The sequence below is a fragment of the Enterobacter sp. SLBN-59 genome (assembly GCF_024807915.1).
In the GTDB taxonomy this organism is placed as follows: Bacteria; Pseudomonadota; Gammaproteobacteria; order Enterobacterales; family Enterobacteriaceae; genus Enterobacter; species Enterobacter asburiae_B.
The window spans coordinates 2,086,075-2,106,181 of record NZ_JANUFI010000001.1 but is presented as its reverse complement, the minus strand read 5'-3'; the positions used below and the strand labels follow the sequence as shown (position 1 = coordinate 2,106,181).

Below are 20,107 nucleotides of genomic sequence, written 5' to 3'. Positions count from 1 at the left end.
TACGTACACAGATGCACAACGGCAAATGTAGGGCAGGACATGTAAAGTAGGCCCACCGTAAACGGTGCTTCTACTTTACCTTCCCTTATTCGCAGCTGAGCTGCTCAACGGAGTCCTGCTCTGCGAGGCTGATCGGCTACCGCCTGTATGGAGAATGATATGACCGTTTCTCAGACTAGAAAAAATAGTACACCAATTAAAGTTTATTGTTTGCCAGATGAAAAAGCGCAAATCCAGGAAAATGCAGAAGCATCTGGCTTAAGTGTAGCGAGTTTCATTCGTAAAGTAGCAATGGGTTATCAGGTTGAGTCTATGGTAGATATTGAACAGGTTGTAGAGCTTAGCCGAGTAAATGCTGATCTTGGTCGACTTGGTGGGTTACTTAAACTGTGGTTAGCTAACGATCCACGCACAGTTGATTTTTCACCCTCATTGATAAAAACGTTGCTTGCTAAAATAGAATCAACCAGACAAGAACTAAGAAATATTATGGATAGAATCTTGGATAAATAAATTTATGGTTTCCTAACTATCTGTATTTGTTAAAAGTACGAGTTTTCAATATTAATAATCAGTTAAATTTGAGGTGGGCAAATGAAGTTAATGCTCCGAGTATTTTCATCACTGAGAGGGATTTTAGCAGCTAAAAAATCATTAGCAGCTTCCTTCCTGGCGTCCATCATGGCATTACCGGCGACAGCCGGTATCCCTGTAATCGATGGTACTAATGTGGTGCAGACCACAATTAGCGCAGTCAACAACGTTCAGGCTGTGGCAAAACAGATCCAGCAGTACCAGACGCAGCTGCAGCAGTATGAAAACATGCTCAAAAATACAGTCGCACCTGCAGCCTATATCTGGGATCAGGCCAATTCGACCATCAACAAATTGTTGCAGGCGCAGGACACTCTTAATTACTACAAAAACCAGGCCGGGAGTCTTGATTCATATCTGAAACGTTATCAGGACGTGAATTACTACCGCTCATCACCGTGCTTTAACAGTAATGTTGAATGTACTGCGGATGAAATTAGCGCACTGCGCAAAGCTGAACAGAACAGCTCTGAGGCACGTAAAAAGGCCAATGACGCTGTATTTAAGGCTCTTGACGAACAGCAGGAAACACTGCAAAGCGATGCTGACAACCTTGCAGATTTGCAAACGCAGGCAACCGGCGCACAAGGGCAAATGGAAGCTATTCAGGCCGCTAACCAGCTTGCCAGTGCTCAAACGAACCAGTTGCTGCAAATCCGCTCGCTTCTGGTAGCTCAGCAAAACGCTGCAGCAACACTGGCACAGGCTGAGGCTGATAAAGAAGCCCAACAAATAGTCGCTGATGAAAAAGCGTTAGCTGGCGAGAACACACCAAGCCCGAAGCGAATTTGGTGAGGGAGAGCTGAATGAAAGATAAACTTTTGGTCATTTTTATTCTAATAATTTCATTAATTCTATGCTCTTGCGATAAAAAAGATGAAGATTGTTTATCGACGCCAGAAAATAAATTGAACGAACATAACTACGATAAATGTGCCCTGCGTAGCAATAACAATCCTAGCCCTAAGCGAGAATGGTAATTATGAGAATAGTAAGCAAGCTCACTTTTTTAGGAATGGTTTTTTTGTTTTCTGTAAATGCTTATGCTGGTCAATTAGATAGTAGCGGATTACTTGATACGTTATTAGATAAGTTTCAGCAAGTAGCCAGCACATGGTCATTAGTAATTGGTGATTATGCAAATTGGCTCTTCTGGGGGCTGGTATTAATAAGTATGGTTTGGACATTTGGTATGTTGGCGATGCAAGGGGAAGGTTTAATCAGTGCACTTGCAGAAATAGTTCGTTTTTTTGCCGTGATTGGTTTTTTTTATTATCTTTTAATCAACGGCCCAGCCATATCACAATCTATAATTAACTCAATGAGACAACTTGCAGCAAATGCTTTAGGAACAAGTACTGGTATTTCACCCTCCAGCATAGTGGATATGGCTTTTGTGATATTAACAAAGGTCAGTTCAGCAGCATCAATTTGGTCTCCAATGATTTCGACCATTATGATAACCGTCGCGATAATAGTATTAGTAGTAATGGCGCTTATCGCGATAAATATGCTAATAATGTTAGTTTCTGCATGGGTGTTGTGTTATGCAGGAGTTATTTTACTTGGGTTTGGTGGCTCGAAATGGACTTCTGATATAGCAATAAATTACTTACGCACAGTATTATCGATTGGTATTCAGTTATTTACGATGACATTAATCATTGGGATTGGGCAATCATTTATAGATCAGTATTTTTCTATTATTAAAAATGATATTCCTGATCTTAATAGTCTTATTGTTTTACTTCTGGCGTCAATTATTCTTTTAGTATTGACGAATAAATTACCGTTGTTGTTATCAGGCGTTGTTGGAGGAGCGTCCTTACAAGGGATCGGTGGTTTTGGAGCAGGTATGATTACTGGCGCTGCTGCTACTGCAATCAGTGGCGCTGGGGCAATGGCAATGAGTGCTACAGCTCAAGTCAGTGGTGGTGCTTCCGCTCTAAAAGCAGCATTTGAATCTGCACAAGCGGCGATGGCCGAAGAATCTGGTTCTGGCGATAAAGGTGGTTCAGGTGGAGGATTTGGCGGAGGGGAAGATACCGGTTCCGTAGATACTTCTGGAGGACAACCATCAGGCGGTTCCGGTGGTTCTTCTGCAGGGAGTAATACAGGTAGCGTCAGCGGAGGAAGCCAGGGGTTTGCTTCATCATTCTCACGAGCTGGCCGCATGGCTTCTCACATGGCGAGCGGGCTGTCTAACGGAGCTTCGGAGTATCAGATGATGAAGGGAAGTACTAATTCTATCCGAAGACAACAGACCGTTGGTGGGGAAATAGCGAATCAAATACGTAAACACACAGCCGATCGTCAGACTAACCACGAACAGGATGAGTTTGAGGGTGATAGTTTAACTGGCAGTAAAAAATCTTGATTTAGGCGCGTCAGTTAGCGCGGTAACGTTAACTGACGCTTCCACTAAACACCTGTAAGGAGGTGGATAATGGCTGATTATAATAGCTTTGTTTTGGAAGGAATAAAAATTATTTTTGCCGATAACAACAAGGAGTTTATTAAAGAGATTTGTGAACCATTGATAAATATTCTTTGCATCGAAGAGTATTATTCTGCTACCGGAATTTATAATTATGATGATGCTGATGTGCAAACTGAGTTGCTTAAAAATGCATTAAGGGACTATAAAATAGCTCACTAGTGAGAAGAGGCTAACTAAATGTTAGCCTTTTTTATTTTGATTTTTAGATTGTTCAATGTGATAATTTAATACTTCTCTCTTTGCCTCTTCATAGGTTAGCTCTCCATTGATCACCTTATTTTTTATTTCATTAAAAAATGAGGAGCCTTTAGGATCTTTACTTGATAAAAAAAGACTGGCTTCAGCCCTCCGAAAAGCTTCTTTCCTTGCTTCTATAGAAAATAAATTTGCAGGGTTATTTTTGTTCATAGGTTGAAGTGCCCTTATTATTTATATTCGAGATGTTTTTATCTACAAGAGTTAGTCTTAACTCCGAGAATTTATTTCCTGATATTCTATAACACTGATTTTCATTTTTTTCAATATAAAGCGATTTGCTTTCTGAGCTATCACATGTCGTAGATGTTCTTGCATCAAGAAAAATAAACTTTTCTTGAAATCTTTCAATATACTTCATTGCTGTCATGCTAATAATAAAAAGAGCAACAGACACAGCAAAAAGGGATAAGCCTGATACTAAACGATTAAAATTAAATTTCCTTTTAATAACTAACAAACTGGCTAGATTGACCATGTTATAGGGGACCATAATTATGAGTCCTATTAATAATATTTTTTTCAGGAAGATTGTTCATTTGCATATGATGTTGAGCCAAGTTTCCAATATATACTGATATCATAGAGGATATTACTATTTTTGCTGGGGATACATCTCGCAAAAATATGTATATATAGACTGTAATTGCACAAATCATTGCTCCTATTGGAAATGAGAGCATGAAAGCATAAGCTAATGTCGAGTAATTAAGATTTTCTGGGACTATACCATAAGCTATGTCAAGCTTAAACTTTGCGATCCATAAGCATACGGAATATGTAAAGCCAGTTACGCCCCATTTAACTACTGCATTATTAAATACTTTATTTAATAAATCACGATATCCTATGTATACACTGGTTAATAAAGCTATGGATGATAGGAAAATTGGAGCGGCAACGTATATATTTTCTAGCCATAATGGGTTTTCTACAATCAAGTATCCAAAAGGTATTAAGTATATTATAGCCAATAGTTGAGGGTTGTTTAATTTTGGTGATGCATCAACTAACTTATTTTTATAATCCATACAACGTCCTTATTTCAACTTTAACGCCAAATCTTCAGCTTTTGGATGATAATACCGCATTAGCATTCTTGGATCTTTATGTCCTGTAATTTTGGTTAGTTCATGCATAGGGAAAATTTCAGCAAGTCGAGAAGTTGCTTCATGTCGAAGGTCATGAAATCTTAAATCTTTAAGGAAAGATTCCTCACATAATGAGTTTGTTTTCTCGTATCGTTCTCTGGCTCGTTTTACAGCTCGGTCAAAAGCTCGGGTAATCGCGTCTGCACGCATATCAAAAACCTTATCAGCAGCTGGCTTAGAATGTTCCTTGAGACTGGACAGTATCGTAATGGCTTTCGTTGATAAAGGGACATCGCGGGCATTACCATTCTTAGTATCCGGCAGATGTGCAACTCGCCGATCAAGATCGATAAAGCGCCATCGAAGCTCTGCGATTTCGCTACGGCGCATGGCTGTCTCTAACGCCAGAAGAATGATTGCTGGCAATACTAATGAATGTGTTGCGGCGATGATATGTTCGATCTCGTTGGCTATTTCCTTTCCTGACGTAACACCGGTTTTCTCAGAAACTACAGGCAGTGCTTCCAGGCGTCTGGTCCTGGAGTTCTTGGGTTGGGGTTTGCGAATGGCCTCTACGGGGTTCAGCAGGCTCTCCATGCCCCATTCTTTCCGCGAAACATTGAATACATGAGAAAGTAAGGCCAAACGCCTTAAAACGGTTGCAGGAGCATAGATTTTCAACCATTCATCTCTCAGCTTGGCGACATCGGCACTCCTGATGCTAGCCATATAGTTTTTCGCCAGCTGAGTGCCTTTTAGTATCCGCACCAATGATCGGTCTTGCACTGCCCCTTTTTTGTCGGGAACAATCTCTTTTTCATATCGCGTTAGGGCTTCATGCAATGTCGTAGATTCCGCTTCGCTGCGGCTAAGCCAAACTCCTCTCGCCATTTCTGACTCGATCATTTTGGCCCAAGCTTCTGCTTCTACTTTGGTGTTAAAGGTTTTGGTTTGAGAGGGAAAACCACGTTTACGGATTTGAGCTTCCCATTGGTAGTTACCACGTTTGCGTATAGTCGCCATTTCTGTCTGATTCCTAACGAACTGTGGCAATATTGTGGCAAAAAATCCATTTAAATTCGATAGGTATTGATTTTACAAGATCAATTTACGCATTCGTAATGCGAAGGTCGTAGGTTCGACTCCTATTATCGGCACCATCTCAACTTCCTCAAACGTCCGTATCCACCCTTAACTTCCTTGTTTTATAAGGATTTTACTGATTTTAAGTCCATCGTTGTCCGTAACCATCCAGTAGAATCCGATACAGAATGTGTATATGTTCCTGTTCGGTATTGGATTCCTAAACACTTGCCTTTAAACGATATGCAGATTCGCCGCGCTAAGCCTGAAGATAAACCCTATACGCTTGGGGATGGGCAAGACTTGTCATTGCTTATAGAACCTAATGGAAGCAAGAGCTGGCGGTTTCGTTATCGCTATGCCGGTAAACCCAAAATGATCTCGCTTGGTGTTTACCCAACGATCACCCTTGCCGATGCTCGTTCCCGTCGCGATGAAGCTCGAAAACTTGTGGCAGAAGGAAAGAACCCTAGTGAGGTTCGAAAAGATCAAAAGCTAGCTCTGCAAACAGATTCAGAGAACTCCTTCGAAAAGATAGCCAGAGAGTGGCATCAGCTTAAATCTGCTAAATGGTCAGTGGGATATGCATCAGACATCATGGAAGCGTTTAAGAACGACATATTCCCTTATGTCGGAACAAGGCCAGTGGGAGAGATTAAACCGCTAGAGCTGCTGAACGTGCTGCGTAAAATTGAGAAACGTGGTGCGTTGGAGAAAATACGCAAAGTGCGGCAGCGTTGCTCCGAAGTGTTTCGCTACTCAATTGCAACGGGTAGGGCGGAGTACAATCCTGCGGCTGATCTCTCCAGCGCTCTCGAAGTACACCAATCCAATCATTTCCCATTCCTAAAAGCTGATGAGATACCTGATTTTCTGCGCGCCTTAGAGGGTTACTCCGGGAGTAAGCTTGTCCAGATTGCAACGAAATTACTGATGATTACGGGCGTGAGAACCATCGAATTACGCGCGGCATTATGGCAAGAATTTGATCTGGATAACGCTATTTGGGAAATTCCTGCTGAAAGGATGAAAATGCGTAGGCCACATCTTGTGCCATTATCGACTCAAGCGTTAAATTTACTCCATGAACTCAAAGTCATGACAGGGAATTATCGTTATGTTTTTCCAGGGCGGAATGATCCGAACAAACCTATGAGTGAAGCGAGCATAAATCAGGTTATCAAGCGAATAGGTTATGCGGGACGGTTAACTGGTCATGGATTTAGACATACACTATCAACAATATTACATGAACATGATTTTGAAAGTGCGTGGATTGAAATGCAACTAGCTCACATTGATAAAAATTGTATTCGAGGAACATATAATCATGCAAACTATATTGACAATCGTAGAGGCATGATGCAATTTTACAGTAATTTAATTATTGGAGATAATAATGATTGGTAATTTTTATTCTGATTCTTTAGGTAAAGAGTTCCAGTTTTTAATTGGCAATGAAAAAGATAATAACAACGCGTTTACTATTATTGTCGGTAAGAATGGCGTAGGGAAATCTCGGTTATTAAATGATGTTATTAATGCTCATTTAAGTAACAAAAAAGAAAGTTTAAAATCAACATTCCCAACAAAAATAATTGCCGTATCTACGAGTGTTTTTGACCGTTTTCCGTTAGTTAATAGGCCTCGCACATCAACTTCTATTTCGAACCATTTTTATGTTTACAATGGTGTAAGGAGTCAATTTGGTAGCGGTGTGATGAAACTTATAAATAGTGTCGGGGGAGCATTAGTAAACAATTTTCTAAATAGTATCGAAGTTGACAGACAAAACACTGCACAAATATTTAGTTTTTTAGATTTCAAAGATGAATTTAGTCTGGCATTCCGAATACATCATTATCGAATTAAGAGCTTAATGGAACAGTTAAATAAAACAAATGATGATGTTATTAGGCTTGGTGGCATAGTAGAACTGATTTGGTCAAGGAAAGAGGCGGAGGAAATACTCGTTTTCCTGGAGGAAATATCTAATTACTTTTCATTTTCTGATGTCTTAGAAAAGACAAGCGATATTAGATTGATGTTAGACTTTGATAACTCTAAGAAAAAATGCAGTTTTAAAGGAATTGAAGTTGAAGATGTTATCCTAACTAAACTACTTAAACTTGTTAATCTAAATATTATATCAATTTTTGATGTGAATATCTTAAAGAAAAAAATAGGTAGCGTTTCATTGAAACGAGCGAGCTCAGGAGAGCAATGCATGTTCTCTACATTGTTTTCAATTGCAGGAAGTATTAAGGATGGTGCCTTAGTTGTCATTGATGAACCAGAAATAAGTCTTCATCCAGAATGGCAAGAGAAATATATTGAAATTTTATCTGAGGTGTTTTCTCATTATCAAGGCTGTCATTTTATAATAGCTTCACATTCACCTCAGATTATTGCGCGCTTAAAATCTAAAAACAGTTATGTACTATCTCTGCATCTTAATAAACTATTTAGTGCAGAACAGTTTGTGAAGAAATCTTCAGATTTTTTGCTCGCTGAGATTTTTGATAGCCCGGGGTATAAAAATGAGTATATCACTCGAATTGCTTTAAACGTATTTGCAAAAGTGAAATCAAAAAAAATATTTGATCATGAAGATGTTATTGCTATTAATAAACTTAAAGAATTTAAAAAATTTTTAGAGAACGAAGATCCGGTATATGAGTTGATAGCCTCATTGGAGGAAATGTATGACTTCTATGCCTGATATTACTGTGCCATATGAATTCTCAAAGGATGAGTTGGCTTTAATAAGTGAATTAAAGAATCGGCCAGATTTTGATCATGATATTTGGTCTAGCGATGAGCTTTTAAATCTGCGTAAAAACATCAGGAAATATTATCGTGAAGTACAAAAAGGGAAATGTGCTTTCTGTAAAGCCCCTCTTTCGTTGCAATCAGCTAGAAATTGTGACATAGAACATTTAATACATAAATCTGGAAATGTAAATTTCATGTTCGAACCGAAGAATTTATGCGTTCTTTGCGCTGATTGCAATGAGATAAAAAGGGCTCAGGAAATTATAGGTGAAATACCGAAGGTAGTTAAAGGGAAAACTGTAAAATACCCGGGAGTGTCTGAAAGATTTTTAATCTATCATCCTCATTATGACACATGGGATAGGCACATCAAGAAATTTAATAAGATATATGTAGATCGCACTAAAAAAGGCAGTTATACAATTCATATATGTAAGTTAAATAGATTTTTTCATGAGTTTGATATTGATGAGGTATATGTAAACGAGGCAGATCTTACGGAGCTCATGAGTAAATATTTGAATGAAAATGATGCGCTGAAAAAAAACATTACTCTTAATAATATCCGAAGCTTGCTAAATAACTTTTAACCTATCCCTATCAATAAAAGTAAATTATTGATAGGGCATTTTGGCATTTCATTTAAATTATTTTATGGCTATATCTATTTCTTAAAAAACACTCATTTCTACTTAACTTACAGGATACATCTCAAATGTATTTGTTTGAGTCTTTTTACGCGTAACATACTCCCCGTCATACCGACCCGCTTCATATCGTGGTTATGGGGAGGTACATAAACGGCCCAACACCACTACATGAGCGAATATGTCAGATAAACTCTTGGCCTGGGTGGAAGAGTACTGCTTTAGGAGTAACGCCATAGACACCTAAAATGAATGATTTCCGGCACACTGGACCGCCTTTTGCTTCCCCTTAAGTCTGGTCATCTCAGAAGCCCCCAACGCCCGCGAACACCCCACTCCTATCCACCTGCCCCCGGGAAACGCACGCAGCGCAGCGACGCGCTCAGACCGTGAAATTAAATATCATTAAATAAATATGTTACCGCTGGCGCGCAGTGCTTTCCCCGCCTAGCCTGCCCGCTTAAGGGGACGCTTTTAATGCAGGTGCATGACTGGCCTCATAGCGCGGCAGTGCTGGCGCTGGCGGGGGATTCAGTGTCGGTACCGGCGGCGATGCCGTATCCGTCGACCCGAAATATCTCGATGCGTATTCCACCCATATTCCGGCGGTGATACTGGCCGTGAACAATAGCCCGATGCGTTTTACCGACCGCAGCGGTAGAGTCTCCCGTCGGCGGGTGATTATCCATTTCCCGGAACAAATCGCCCCGGAGGAGCGCGACCCGCAACTGAAAGACAAAATTGCACGCGAGCTGGCCGTCATCGTGCGTCAGCTTATGCAGAAATTCAGCGAACCGATGACGGCGCGCACGTTGCTGCAGTCACAGCAGAACTCCGACGAGGCACTCAGCATCAAACGTGATTCAGACCCGACATTCGATTTTTGTGGCTACCTTGAAGCGCTGCCCGAGCCTGACGGTATGTATATGGAGAATGCGAACATCATTCCGAAACAGCCGCGCCTGTATCTCTATCACGCCTATCTGGTCTATATGGAGGCGCACGGCTACAAGAATACGCTCAGCCTCACCATGTTCGGCAAAGGGCTGTCGGCCATGCTGAAGGAATACGGGCTGAATTACGGCAAGCGGCGAACGAATCAGGGGATGCAGACCAATCTCGCCCTCCGGGACGAAAGCAACGCTGACTGGCTGCCCCGGTGTGACGAAACCCCAGCGATATAACCTACCCGGACCGGCATCAGCCGGTCTTTTTTTACCTGTAATTCCGGAAAGTGAACAGTAAAGTGTTCACTGTTCACGAACTATTCACTCTCTATCTTTCTGAAATAAATAGAAAATAATTCCGAGTGAACAGTGTGAACAGTTTTCCGTAAAAAAAGTTATTTCCGTTGTTTTTGCTTGTGCGAAAAATGAACGCTACCGCCAATGTGTATAGTGATGTGTATAGTTTTATTCTTCTATATTAAATTTTCTTTTAAAATCAGTATTATGAGTCTGTTTGTTGGTTCCTATTATCGCACCATCTTTCAAAGTAGCCTTTCGAGTATCAAATAAACAACATTTGTCCCTTGCGCGTCAGAAACTATTTTCCTCTGACAGCCCCGACAAACCATCACACATCTCCTGCAACTCATTAAACATCCTTGCCACATGGAAACCATCGCACACCGAGTGATGTACCTGTACCGCCATAGGCAACAACACTTTCCCATCCTGCTCGTAGTATTTTCCAAACGTGAACATAGGGGAAAAGAAGTTCTTCATGTGCGCAATGTTCATCGTAAAGTTCGTAAACGTTACCCAGGGAATAGACGATACGAAAAAGACATTTTCCCGGGACTCTTCCTTCGGCCAGTAAGAAAGGTTATTGCCATAGCGGGCAACGTCTTCCGCATACGTATTCTGGAAGTGCTGAATATTGCCGTCGAAGTGGCTCCACAATGATGAAAAGGTCTCTGTTTCAGGGTGGAAAATGGTATAGCTGGGATGAATTTCATTCCATATGACAAGCTCATTATCCTTCATGGCCATACGGAATTCCGGATGCCGGTTCATGATTTTAGAGAGGAGGAAAATAATCGTCGGGTAAAACTTCCAGCCGACCTCTTTGATATGTTTTCGCAGCGCGGTGATGTCGATCAGAACCGTTTGGTTAATGGTACACTCAGCAAATGACTGGAATACTTCAAAATGCTCCTTCCTGGCCCAGCGAGATAAATCAACAGGTGTATAGGCCGGGGCTGTTTTTTTCATTGTTTAACCTTTGATTATCAATCGACTAAAGGGTTTTAGGCCAGAAAAAGCCGCGCAACCATTTCAACCGTATCTAATCTTCCTGTCAATCTCAGCCTGTGGTTTTCCGAACAGGTATCCCTGGACGAGATCGCAGCCAAGCGCCTGAAGACGTTCAAGCTGCGCTTCGGTTTCAACACCTTCTGCAATGACCCTCATATTGAGGCTCTTCGCCATGCCGGTTATCAATTTAACGATATTAAGGGCATCATCCTGCGTGGATATCGGGTTCACGAAGGATTTATCGATTTTAATTTTATCAAAATTCAGTTCACTCAGACGTGAGAGCGACGAATAACCCGTTCCGAAATCATCGATTGAAATTCTTACACCCAGCGTTCTCAGCTTTTTGAGAATAGTGAGCGGCGTGTTGCTGTCGCTGAAGAGCGATGACTCCGTAACTTCTAATTCAAGACGGTTTGCCGGAAGTCCTGTCTCCTTCAGGATGGACTGTACCATCGCCGTAAAGGATTTCGTGCCCAGCTGAACGGGTGAGACGTTCACAGAGATCCTTGCCGGAACCGCCCAGGAAACCGCTTCCCGGCAGGCAAGCTCCAGCACGGTTTTGCCGATCTGGTTGATCATCCCCGTTTTTTCAGCGACGGAAATAAAGTAATCGGGTGACAGGATCCCCTTCACCGGGTGTATCCAGCGAATAAGCGCTTCATAGCCGTAAATTTCATTGCTGAATGAATCGACAATAGGCTGGTAATAAACAACGAATTCATGGTTATCGATCGCCAGTGCCATATCATGTTCAAGGGTTCTGCTTTCCTGCAACTTTTGCAGCATCCACTGACGGAAAACTTTTATCTGCTGTGAACCCTCTTTTTTGGCTTCGTAGAGCGCCAGATCGGCAAATTTATAAAGGTAGTCAGAGCGCCGTTCATTATCAGATAAAACGATACCCACACAGGTGGCGATTTTTATCAGCTGGTTATTAATCGTATAGGGCTGGCTGATATGTTCGCTGATTTCTTTGGCACGCGAAACGGCGGCTGCTTCAGTGAGTCCACTGGAAAGCAGGGCAAACTCGTCTCCGCCCAAACGGTAAAAGGTATCAGTGGCGCTGCTCATTGAGGTGAGGCGTCTGGATACCTGATTCAACAGCAAATCTCCGGCATCATGGCCATAGGTATCGTTGACCTCTTTGAAGCGGTCTAAATCAAATAACATCACCGTGACGGGGATGTGGTTTTTATCTGCCTGAAGATTAATTTTGTTGAGATCGTCCCAGAAGAAAAGGCGGTTTTTCATGCCGGTGAGGGAGTCATGATAAACATCATATTCCAGCTTCGAGTTCTGAATTTGCAGCGTTTCTTTTGATATCTGAAGCTCGTCAGCAAGGCTTTTAACCTGCATGTGCGCTTTGAGAATGTTTTTATTCTGGTAGATCATTAAGAAACCCAGAATAAAGCTTAATATCACCAGTAATAATGAAAGTACCGAATAAATATAATACAGGATTTGTATTTTATGGTTGGATTCATTAACCGTGTTAATATCTTTCGTCAATGCCGTTGCAGAAAGCTGGCTCAGCGGCGCATCAAGGTCATGCATATTTGTCAGGTATGCCTGTAGTTCTGGGTGGCTCATTTTTTCAAGATGGCTATCCAGATAGGCCAGTATTTTCTCTAAGCGCAAAGCGAGCTCCTGATGCGCTTTATCACTGTCAATATAGCGACCTAAATCACCCCCTTTCATTAAATCGCTCTGGCTGAGCATAATTTCAAGACGCATGCGGACCTGGTCTATCGTAACGTCATCGGTATCGGTTGCGTATAGACCAAGCCATGATTCAAAACGGTAATACTCTGATACCAGTTGTGCCACGGACCAGGACTCAGTGTATTGAGTCAGTTTTTGCAATTCCTGCTGGCGATCGTAAACAAGGAATGCAATATATCCTGTCGTGATAAAAAGAGAAAAAATGATACCAACCAGTATCCTGTTCATTATGTTCTCCTGAACGACTACTCAATCTTCATTTTGCTAACCTGCCATGCTGATCGTGAGTAATAAATCTGATTATTCAACTCAGGAAGACTGTCATAGGGGTATACAATGAACGATGGGCCTTTATCGCGGATGCGCATATATTCGCCATTGACCTTTAAGGCAAGTATGGCGTTGTATTTTTTAAAGTCACTGAGAGGGATCACGGTAGAGTAATCATTGAGCGCAATAACATTAACGTTAGTTCCCTTCGCACCCACATACTCCATGAGTTTGTTCATTGGAACACCCTCAAACTTCGTACGACCATTATACCAGGGAGATGTCGTCTCGAAACTCACTACTCCGAGTTTTTCAAGGCTGGCGAGATCAAACACTGCTTTTCCATTTTCATTGGTATTTTCTATATTACCGTAAATCGTTAAAATGGGTTTACCAACTGGTTTTGGCAGGTCGCCAGCCCAGGTTACACTTTGTACGAGACAGCATAACAGCAGTAGGGTTAATCGCATTTTGACCTCCACCTTTTGAACATAAGTATAAGAATTATAATTTAGATATCACACGAGTTTATATATTTTGTTGAGGAGTAAGGGGTTTTATCGTTTTTGTTGATATAAACCCATTTTAATCAATAGGTTAGGTGTTGCGGGTGACAGGGTGTTTGATACTAGAGCGACGCTTAACTTTTTGATAAAAGCTAAAATTGCGGGCATAAATGCTCTTCTGTTTAAAAAATAATCGCTTTAATTGATAGATATTAACTTCCGCGACAATTTTAGGATGTCCTTGGCTTTTTGGGGCGCGAATCTGGAGACTAAATACGCACCCCGGTTGTGTCCGTTGTTTCAGGATGACGACGATAAGCGAGAACACGACCATTCTGATGGTGCGTGTCCCATATCGCTTGCCTTACTTCATGTCATCCTGGATGGCTGACGCCGACTTCCCCCCTTTCGCCATGCTGGAAAACACTGCGTCCCGGTAGATCCACGCATGAACGAGTGCGGCAGAGATATGGACCAGCACCACAGCAAAAAGCAACTTTGCCAGAAGGCTATGGGCGTCGTGACACCAGGCATACAGTGCTGGACTGTTCGGGGCAATCGCCGGCAGGTTGACGCCACTAAACATCACAATCGGCAGCCCGGCTGCCGACAGTTGCGCCCAGCCCAGCAGCGGCATTGCCAGCATTAACCCATACAGCATCCAGTGTGATGCCTTTGCTGCAAGCACCTGCCAGACGGGCAAATCAGCAGGAAGTGGGGGCGTCCGGCTAAGGAGCCGGTTGACCAGACGCACCAGTGCCAGCAGTAAAATGGCGACACCCAGCGGCCGGTGCAGGTCGATTAACCAAATCCGGTGATGTAACGACGTCATCATTGCGGCACCGATGAAAAGCATGGCCAGGATCATCACCGCCATCAGCCAATGCAGGCTTCGCGCCAGGATATTGAAATGCTGCGGCGCGTGCTCTCGCATATCTTTATTCGAGCTCATTTTACCTCCTGCTTTTGCACAGCTTCGGTGGCCTTGCCGTAGCCGATTTCCCGCTCACGGCGACTGAAAGAGTGGGAATAGGCAGCGGAACGGGCGTTTAAGATGGGATCATCAGACACTGCAACGCCTGCAGGAACAATCGAAGGGTCAAAGTTAACGTCGCGGCACGCGCCCTCGGATTGTGCTTCGACACGCGTCACTTCCAGCGTGCCGGCAACCATCTGTTTGCGATCGTCCGGCCATGGCTGGGAAGGGTCATCCACCGGATCGCCCCGCTGTGCGAGCTGCAAAACGTAATCCCAATAGAGTGGCTTCTGCGCCAGGCGCTGACGCAGGTTTTCGAACAGGAAGTTGTCATCGGCTTTCTGTCGTTGTTCATCGCTCATAGAAAGGAAAGGCTCGTGCGGACGCATCATCCAGCGAACGGCCTGGCGATCTCCCTGCGAGTTCACAAGATAAAAGGCGTTAATGCTGTAAAACGTCGCGCCCGCGAAGCTGCCGGGCGCGGGTTTTTGTGCCGCCCATTTAAGGTATTTCTCCGCCTCCGGGTACGCTTTCAAAAAGTCTGCGAGACGCTGTGGATCCGGTTTGCCAGTGGCTGCATCGACAGCCGTGGCTTTTCGCAAGGCCAGAAAACCTTCCGGACTGTGCGTGGCGAAGAAAGGCTCGTTGTTCATCGCCATTCGCCATTGCTGCTTGTCATCTGTCTTCAGCAGCAGCGCCATGCTCAGGGTTTTGGTCGTACTATCCGGGGCATGGGGATCGCCAGTACCAATAGAGAATCGGCCCACCACGGGCACTTCCTGCTGTGAGAAGAGGCGGGAGGTTGAAAGAGAATTTGCCGAGCCGTTTGGCGTAAAGGTGCCAGCAAAGCAGATGCCTTTTCCATGCGCGCGGCGAAAACCCGGCGGGAAGGGTTTCGGTGTTTCACCCACCAGTGCCTGGCTGACCGTGCGTGAACCAAGCCAGCCCGCCGTCCATGCAAAAGCAAATGCCAACGTACCGGCGACAACGGCGATCGATGCCAGCGCGCCCCAGGTTTTTTTGGATCTCAAATCCAGTTTCGACATAGACGTTTTTCCATAACAAAATATCTTCACATGTCATGCACAACGTATTGCGCGTGACATGTGTTAATACAGTGGCGAATATGGTTTGAGTATAAAAATTAAGGGGCGTAAAGAAAGAATATCACGAAAAGTTTAAACCTTTTCGCCGTCACAAAGGAGGGCTACTTATCACAACGGTAATTGTGGCAGGACAGGTTCTTACTGAGAAATAGTGACGAAATATGTAATTTAAAGTTTTCTATTTCTCAAGCGAGAACGTGTAAGGTTTGTTGTTCCTGACGAATTAGATTCATTGATGTAAATCAGATTATCTCTTTCATTCGCCGCTTATCGTGTGCACACCCTTCCTTAAAACGAATCAAAAAATGAAAAAAAGACCATTCTTGATGGTGCTTTGCGCTGTGTGCTGCTTTTTTGTTGCGGACATCGCTATGGCAAAAAACAGTTCAGTTTCCAGTGAACAGGTTAAAGAGAACGTTATTGCAGAGTCGATCGCATCTTATCCCGGAGTATGCGCCTGTCCTTTTAACCGGGCCAGAAACGGAAGCGCCTGCGGCAGACGCAGCGCATGGAGTAAAGCGGGAGGCTATGCTCCCATTTGTTATAAAAATGAAGTTACGGATGAGATGGTAAAGCAGTGGCGTGAAAATAATAGCTAACCCGCCTCCAGCATCCCAAAGCTCACAATCCGCGCGCGGCCCAGCTCTTTCGCCCGGTACAAGGCCACATCCGCGGCGCGCAGCAGGTTGTCAGTCTGGGCATGTTGCGGGTAGCTGGCAATGCCAATCGACACATCCACCGGCCCAATCTCGGTCAGCCCGTAGCGAAGCGACAGCTCATGCACGCTATTGTAAATCTTCTGCGCGCAGGCGTGCGCCTCTGGTTCATCGGCACCGGGAAGCAGGACCAGAAACTCCTCGCCCCCGTAGCGGAATGCGAGTCCGTTGTCATGGGCGGCACGCTGGACAATTGACGCCACGCTTTTAATCACCTGATCGCCCGCTTCATGGCCGAAGCGGTCATTGATGCTCTTGAAGTGATCGATGTCGATCATCATGCAGCTTAACGGCTCGCCGGTGCGCATCGCCTGTGCCGTTTGGGTTTGCAGCGTATCTTCCAGATGATGACGATTACGCAGGCCGGTGAGCGGGTCGAACAAGGCTTTTTCCAGCAGCGCGTCGCGCAGACGCTTGTTGGCCAGCGCCAGCCCGAGCGCTTCGGCCATCAGTTCCAGATAGGCGCGGGATGGGGCGTTGTCCGCCGTAATATTCTGGAATGAGAGCAGGCCAATGGCCTCGCCCTGGGCGATAAGCGGCACGCACAGCGAGCTTTCAGCTTGCGATGCCGGAAGATGGTAGCAGGCGATATCCGGCTCACCGTTTACCGGCGGGTGGCTCTGCCCGCGGCGCACGGCCCAGCACTCGTCAGGGTGGAAGCTCGTCTCTTCCCCAACCGGTGAAAGCCAGTGTGCGACGCAGCGCATCTGCCATGGCTCCCGGTCAAGGACGTAAAGTCGCCCCGCGATCCCCGGCGCGATATTAGGCGCAAACAGCTCCGCCACGTTAATCACATCGTTAAAGTTCTCACACCCCTGCAGCCGCTGGGTCATGCGGGCCAGCAGCTCGCGGATGGCCCAGTCGGCATCGCGCTCTTTTTCCAGACGCTGTCGCGCCAGGCCGTTTTCGCGGAAGATGCGGATGGCCTGAGCCATGTCGCCAATCTCATCAATCTGGTTGAAATTGGGCGTTTCAACCGCGTAATCCTGGGATGCCAGGCGGTGCACCACGTCGCTCAGGCGCACCACGGGACGCAGCACGCGGCGCTTTAATATAAAGCCGAGAACAAACAAGAACAGCAGGGCGGTCAGGCCGACCATCAGCTCAGAGGCCGTACGCAGCGCTTTCGATTTTTTTGTCGCGTCCTGAACGGAGGCGATGACGCGTTTGTCGAGTATCTGGCGGAAGTGATCGAGCTGGCTCTGCGCGCGCTCCAGCTCCTGCTCATAGGGCGCACCGTAGAGTAGCGCAACGGCCTGCGCGTCTTCTCCTCGCTCAAGGCTGGAAAGGGCGGTTTGCTGTTCGTCCTGCAGCTCATCGACGATCTTTATTCCTTCATGCAGCAGGGCCAGTTCTTCATCCGATGCGCCGTTATCCTGCAACTTTTCCAGCCGAAGCTCGATGCTCTTCAGGCTGTTTTCCGCCTGGTCATATTCCTTGAGAACCTGAGGATCTTTTTTAATGACGTACAGCCGTGCTAAATCAGACTGGGCCCAGATATCGGTTTCGATATCTTCCGTTAGCTGATCAAATTTCTGCCGTTGTTCAACGGCCTGACGCTCGAGGGTATCAGCACTGGACGCCATCAGCATGATGATGCCGGAGGCGATGGTCAGGCAGACCGTGGCACCGTAGGCCCAGTTTGTTATCGTTGCGATTCGCACCTGATGATCCTTTTACGACATGAGTAGGATGGCGTTCTTTCAAATTATAGAAAACGTTTGATTTAAGGCGAAAAAAAAGGCGGCACAGCGCCGCCTGGTGTGGTCTATATCGTCACATCCTCACAATTCTGGAGGATTTTTTCCTTCTTCGATGAAGTCGGGGTCCAGTTCTTCGGCGTTACCTTCGTGATCGCGCCCTGAGAAGAGGTTCCAGCAGGCGATAAACAGCGCGGCAATGAGCGGCCCAATCACAAAGCCGTTAATGCCGTACAGCTCCATGCCGCCGAGGGTGGAGATCAGAATCAGGTAGTCCGGCATTTTGGTGTCTTTCCCGACCAGCAGCGGGCGCAGGATATTGTCCACCAGCCCGACGATAATCACGAAGAAGCCGACAATAAACAGCCCTTGCCAAAGCTGATGGGTGGCGAACAGGAAGATGGCTGCGGGAACCCAGACAATCGCCGAGCCGATGGCGGGCACCAGCGAGAGGAAGGCCATCAGCGCGCCCCAGAGCACGCTGCCGTCAATACCGGCAATAGCAAACGCAATCCCGCCGAGGATGCCCTGAACCACCGCCACCGCCGCCGTTCCTTTTACCGTGGCACGCGACACGCCGACGAATTTGGCGAACAGGTGCTGTTTCGCGAAATCAGACAGCGGCAGGGAGTCAAGGATTTGGCGCACCAGATACGGGCCGTCTTTCAGCAGGAAGAACAGCAGATAAAGCATGATGCCGAAGCTAATCGCAAAGCCAAACGTGCCCTTGCCAATCAGAAACGCGCTGCCGGCGAGATATTGCCCGCCCTGCAGGGCGACGTCAGAGAGTTTTTTCTGGATCTGCGCCGCGTTGGTCAGGTTGTGATCCGCCAGGAAGCCGCTGGCCCAGTCAGGCAGATGGTTGAAGATGCTCGCCACCACTTCCGGAAACTGGGTGTTGTTCTCCTGAAGCTTCGTGTAAACCACGTTCAGCTCAATGGCGAGCGAGGAGAGGATAACCATCAACGGAATAAAAACGATCAGGCAGATAATGCCAATGGTCAACAGCGAGGCGAGCCCGTTGCGATCCCCCAGCGCGGCGCGCAGCCTGTTTTTTACCGGATTGAAGATGACGGTCAGAATGGCGGCCCACAGTATCGCGGAGAAGTAGGGCGACAGTATGTCGAAGAAGGCCCAGGTGACGAGGGCGAGAATAAAAATGAAGAAACCTTTGGTCAGTCCATTAAAGCGCATAGTGATTCCTGGTAACGAATAAGCAGAGTCGACTATAGAACTGATTTGAGGATTTACCAATAATTCTGCCGCTGGCGTGCCGGACGATGGCTTCGCGCCTGACCCGGCATACAGACCTCAATAATGTGTTATGTTTTGATGAGATTTTAAACAGCTCAGGACGACAGCATGGAAAAGGTCTTTTCAGGTGGGTGCTTATGCGGCGCGGTTCGCTTTACCGCTGCGAATGGGGGCAATGTGCACACCTGCTCGTGCGATATCTGTCAGAAACACACCGGCGCACAAACCGTCGTATGGATTGAGTTTCCGGCGGAAAACGTGCAGTGGATCGGTCCGGGCGGACGTCCGGCGACATGGCGATCGTCGTACTACTCCAGCCGGGCGTTTTGCCCCACCTGCGGCAGTTCAATTGGCGCGATTGATGATTCACCCACCGTTGCCTTATTTACTGGCGTGTTTGACGATCCGGACCAGCCGGAGTTTGCCCCGGAAAATCACTCCTTCGACGACATGATGCCTGCCTGGTGGCGACATACCATGAGGGAAGCGTAAAAGTATGATCCGAGGGTTCATCGTTACCACTTTCGACTGACCGAAGATCGCCGCTTCCCGCACCATGCTGTAAGTATCTGCTTGCGGAGGTGCTTATGGCCTGGCGTCCGATTCTCTATGTGATCCTCACGACCCACCCCAGACTCAGCGCGAGGCGTG

General features: G+C 45.6%; 20 protein-coding genes, 1 tRNA gene and 1 pseudogene. 12 read left to right on the top strand and 10 right to left on the bottom strand.

Annotated features, from left to right (window positions below):
• Nucleotides 1–159: 159 nt before the first annotated feature.
• The 5 genes from traJ to M2422_RS10105 all read left to right on the top strand — a co-directional run bounded on the left by traJ (nucleotide 160) and on the right by M2422_RS10105 (nucleotide 3,253).
• The gene (traJ, locus tag M2422_RS10125; protein WP_000218774.1) at nucleotides 160–513 is read left to right on the top strand and encodes a conjugal transfer transcriptional regulator TraJ; all 354 of its coding nucleotides are present in this window, start codon (nucleotides 160–162) and stop codon (nucleotides 511–513) included.
• A gap of 81 nt (nucleotides 514–594) precedes the next feature.
• A complete protein-coding gene (gene trbJ / locus M2422_RS10120; protein ID WP_001373492.1) occupies nucleotides 595–1,389 on the top strand; it encodes a P-type conjugative transfer protein TrbJ in 795 nt (264 codons plus the stop codon).
• Between the two features lie 11 nt (nucleotides 1,390–1,400).
• Nucleotides 1,401–1,574, top strand: coding sequence for a hypothetical protein (locus M2422_RS10115; RefSeq protein WP_167876029.1), 174 nt, complete (start codon nucleotides 1,401–1,403; stop codon nucleotides 1,572–1,574).
• Nucleotides 1,575–1,576: 2 nt separating this feature from the next.
• Entirely contained in the window at nucleotides 1,577–2,971 is a 1,395-nt protein-coding gene (gene trbL / locus M2422_RS10110; RefSeq protein ID WP_072065368.1) for a P-type conjugative transfer protein TrbL, read from the top strand.
• A 69-nt stretch (nucleotides 2,972–3,040) separates the two neighbouring features.
• Complete coding sequence (locus M2422_RS10105; protein WP_001460380.1) at nucleotides 3,041–3,253, top strand: hypothetical protein; 213 nt, start codon at nucleotides 3,041–3,043, stop codon at nucleotides 3,251–3,253.
• 21 nt (nucleotides 3,254–3,274) lie between these two features.
• Here the strand turns inward: M2422_RS10105 and M2422_RS10100 are convergent, their stop codons facing one another.
• The 3 genes from M2422_RS10100 to M2422_RS10090 all read right to left on the bottom strand — a co-directional run bounded on the left by M2422_RS10100 (nucleotide 3,275) and on the right by M2422_RS10090 (nucleotide 5,463).
• Nucleotides 3,275–3,502: an antitoxin VbhA family protein gene (locus M2422_RS10100; protein WP_259140546.1), complete on the bottom strand. Its 228-nt coding sequence runs from the start codon at nucleotides 3,500–3,502 to the stop codon at nucleotides 3,275–3,277.
• Between the two features lie 326 nt (nucleotides 3,503–3,828).
• Nucleotides 3,829–4,380 (bottom strand): hypothetical protein, encoded by a 552-nt coding sequence (locus M2422_RS10095; protein ID WP_259140545.1) that lies wholly within the window; start codon nucleotides 4,378–4,380, stop codon nucleotides 3,829–3,831.
• A gap of 9 nt (nucleotides 4,381–4,389) precedes the next feature.
• Nucleotides 4,390–5,463 carry a site-specific integrase gene (locus M2422_RS10090; RefSeq protein ID WP_232927836.1) on the bottom strand — a complete coding sequence of 358 codons (1,074 nt, stop codon included), beginning with the start codon at nucleotides 5,461–5,463 and terminating at the stop codon, nucleotides 4,390–4,392.
• A 25-nt stretch (nucleotides 5,464–5,488) separates the two neighbouring features.
• Between M2422_RS10090 and M2422_RS10085 the strand changes: the two genes are divergently transcribed.
• From M2422_RS10085 to M2422_RS10065, 5 genes and pseudogenes are all read left to right on the top strand, one after another.
• Nucleotides 5,489–5,600: transfer RNA gene (locus tag M2422_RS10085), tRNA-Ser, on the top strand.
• Nucleotides 5,601–5,751: 151 nt separating this feature from the next.
• On the top strand, nucleotides 5,752–6,933 hold the full coding sequence (locus tag M2422_RS10080; RefSeq protein WP_064673475.1) for a phage integrase central domain-containing protein: 1,182 nt from the start codon (nucleotides 5,752–5,754) through the stop codon (nucleotides 6,931–6,933).
• Nucleotides 6,923–8,245, top strand: coding sequence for an ATP-binding protein (locus M2422_RS10075; protein ID WP_081273733.1), 1,323 nt, complete (start codon nucleotides 6,923–6,925; stop codon nucleotides 8,243–8,245). The genes M2422_RS10080 and M2422_RS10075 overlap by 11 nt, the downstream gene beginning before the upstream one ends.
• Nucleotides 8,229–8,888, top strand: a complete 660-nt coding sequence (locus M2422_RS10070) for an HNH endonuclease (protein ID WP_155739954.1) — start codon at nucleotides 8,229–8,231, stop codon at nucleotides 8,886–8,888. Before M2422_RS10075 ends, M2422_RS10070 begins: the two co-directional genes overlap by 17 nt.
• Before the next feature lie 593 nt (nucleotides 8,889–9,481).
• A pseudogene (locus M2422_RS10065) lies at nucleotides 9,482–10,129 on the top strand (primase-like DNA-binding domain-containing protein); the annotation flags it as partial.
• A 354-nt stretch (nucleotides 10,130–10,483) separates the two neighbouring features.
• On the opposite strand, the gene catA reads toward M2422_RS10065, so the two are convergent.
• The 5 genes from catA to M2422_RS10040 all read right to left on the bottom strand — a co-directional run bounded on the left by catA (nucleotide 10,484) and on the right by M2422_RS10040 (nucleotide 15,726).
• On the bottom strand, nucleotides 10,484–11,161 hold the full coding sequence (catA, locus tag M2422_RS10060; protein WP_064673472.1) for a type A chloramphenicol O-acetyltransferase: 678 nt from the start codon (nucleotides 11,159–11,161) through the stop codon (nucleotides 10,484–10,486).
• A gap of 63 nt (nucleotides 11,162–11,224) precedes the next feature.
• Entirely contained in the window at nucleotides 11,225–13,156 is a 1,932-nt protein-coding gene (locus tag M2422_RS10055) for a bifunctional diguanylate cyclase/phosphodiesterase (RefSeq protein ID WP_064673471.1), read from the bottom strand.
• Between the two features lie 17 nt (nucleotides 13,157–13,173).
• Nucleotides 13,174–13,668, bottom strand: a complete 495-nt coding sequence (locus tag M2422_RS10050) for a molybdopterin-dependent oxidoreductase (RefSeq protein ID WP_039263874.1) — start codon at nucleotides 13,666–13,668, stop codon at nucleotides 13,174–13,176.
• A 400-nt stretch (nucleotides 13,669–14,068) separates the two neighbouring features.
• Nucleotides 14,069–14,656 (bottom strand): cytochrome b, encoded by a 588-nt coding sequence (locus M2422_RS10045; RefSeq protein WP_045143162.1) that lies wholly within the window; start codon nucleotides 14,654–14,656, stop codon nucleotides 14,069–14,071.
• Nucleotides 14,653–15,726, bottom strand: coding sequence for a catalase family peroxidase (locus M2422_RS10040; RefSeq protein ID WP_047061213.1), 1,074 nt, complete (start codon nucleotides 15,724–15,726; stop codon nucleotides 14,653–14,655). The genes M2422_RS10045 and M2422_RS10040 overlap by 4 nt, the downstream gene beginning before the upstream one ends.
• Nucleotides 15,727–16,091: 365 nt before the next feature.
• Between M2422_RS10040 and M2422_RS10035 the strand changes: the two genes are divergently transcribed.
• The gene (locus M2422_RS10035; RefSeq protein WP_071884809.1) at nucleotides 16,092–16,385 is read left to right on the top strand and encodes a hypothetical protein; all 294 of its coding nucleotides are present in this window, start codon (nucleotides 16,092–16,094) and stop codon (nucleotides 16,383–16,385) included.
• Here M2422_RS10035 and M2422_RS10030 read toward each other — a convergent pair.
• Entirely contained in the window at nucleotides 16,382–18,166 is a 1,785-nt protein-coding gene (locus tag M2422_RS10030) for a diguanylate cyclase (RefSeq protein WP_259140539.1), read from the bottom strand. The genes M2422_RS10035 and M2422_RS10030 overlap by 4 nt on opposite strands.
• Before the next feature lie 120 nt (nucleotides 18,167–18,286).
• On the bottom strand, nucleotides 18,287–19,396 hold the full coding sequence (locus tag M2422_RS10025) for an AI-2E family transporter (protein WP_033144729.1): 1,110 nt from the start codon (nucleotides 19,394–19,396) through the stop codon (nucleotides 18,287–18,289).
• Nucleotides 19,397–19,564: 168 nt separating this feature from the next.
• On the opposite strand from M2422_RS10025, the gene M2422_RS10020 reads away from it, so the two are divergent.
• A complete protein-coding gene (locus tag M2422_RS10020; protein ID WP_064673469.1) occupies nucleotides 19,565–19,948 on the top strand; it encodes a GFA family protein in 384 nt (127 codons plus the stop codon).
• Nucleotides 19,949–20,107 lie beyond the last annotated feature (159 nt).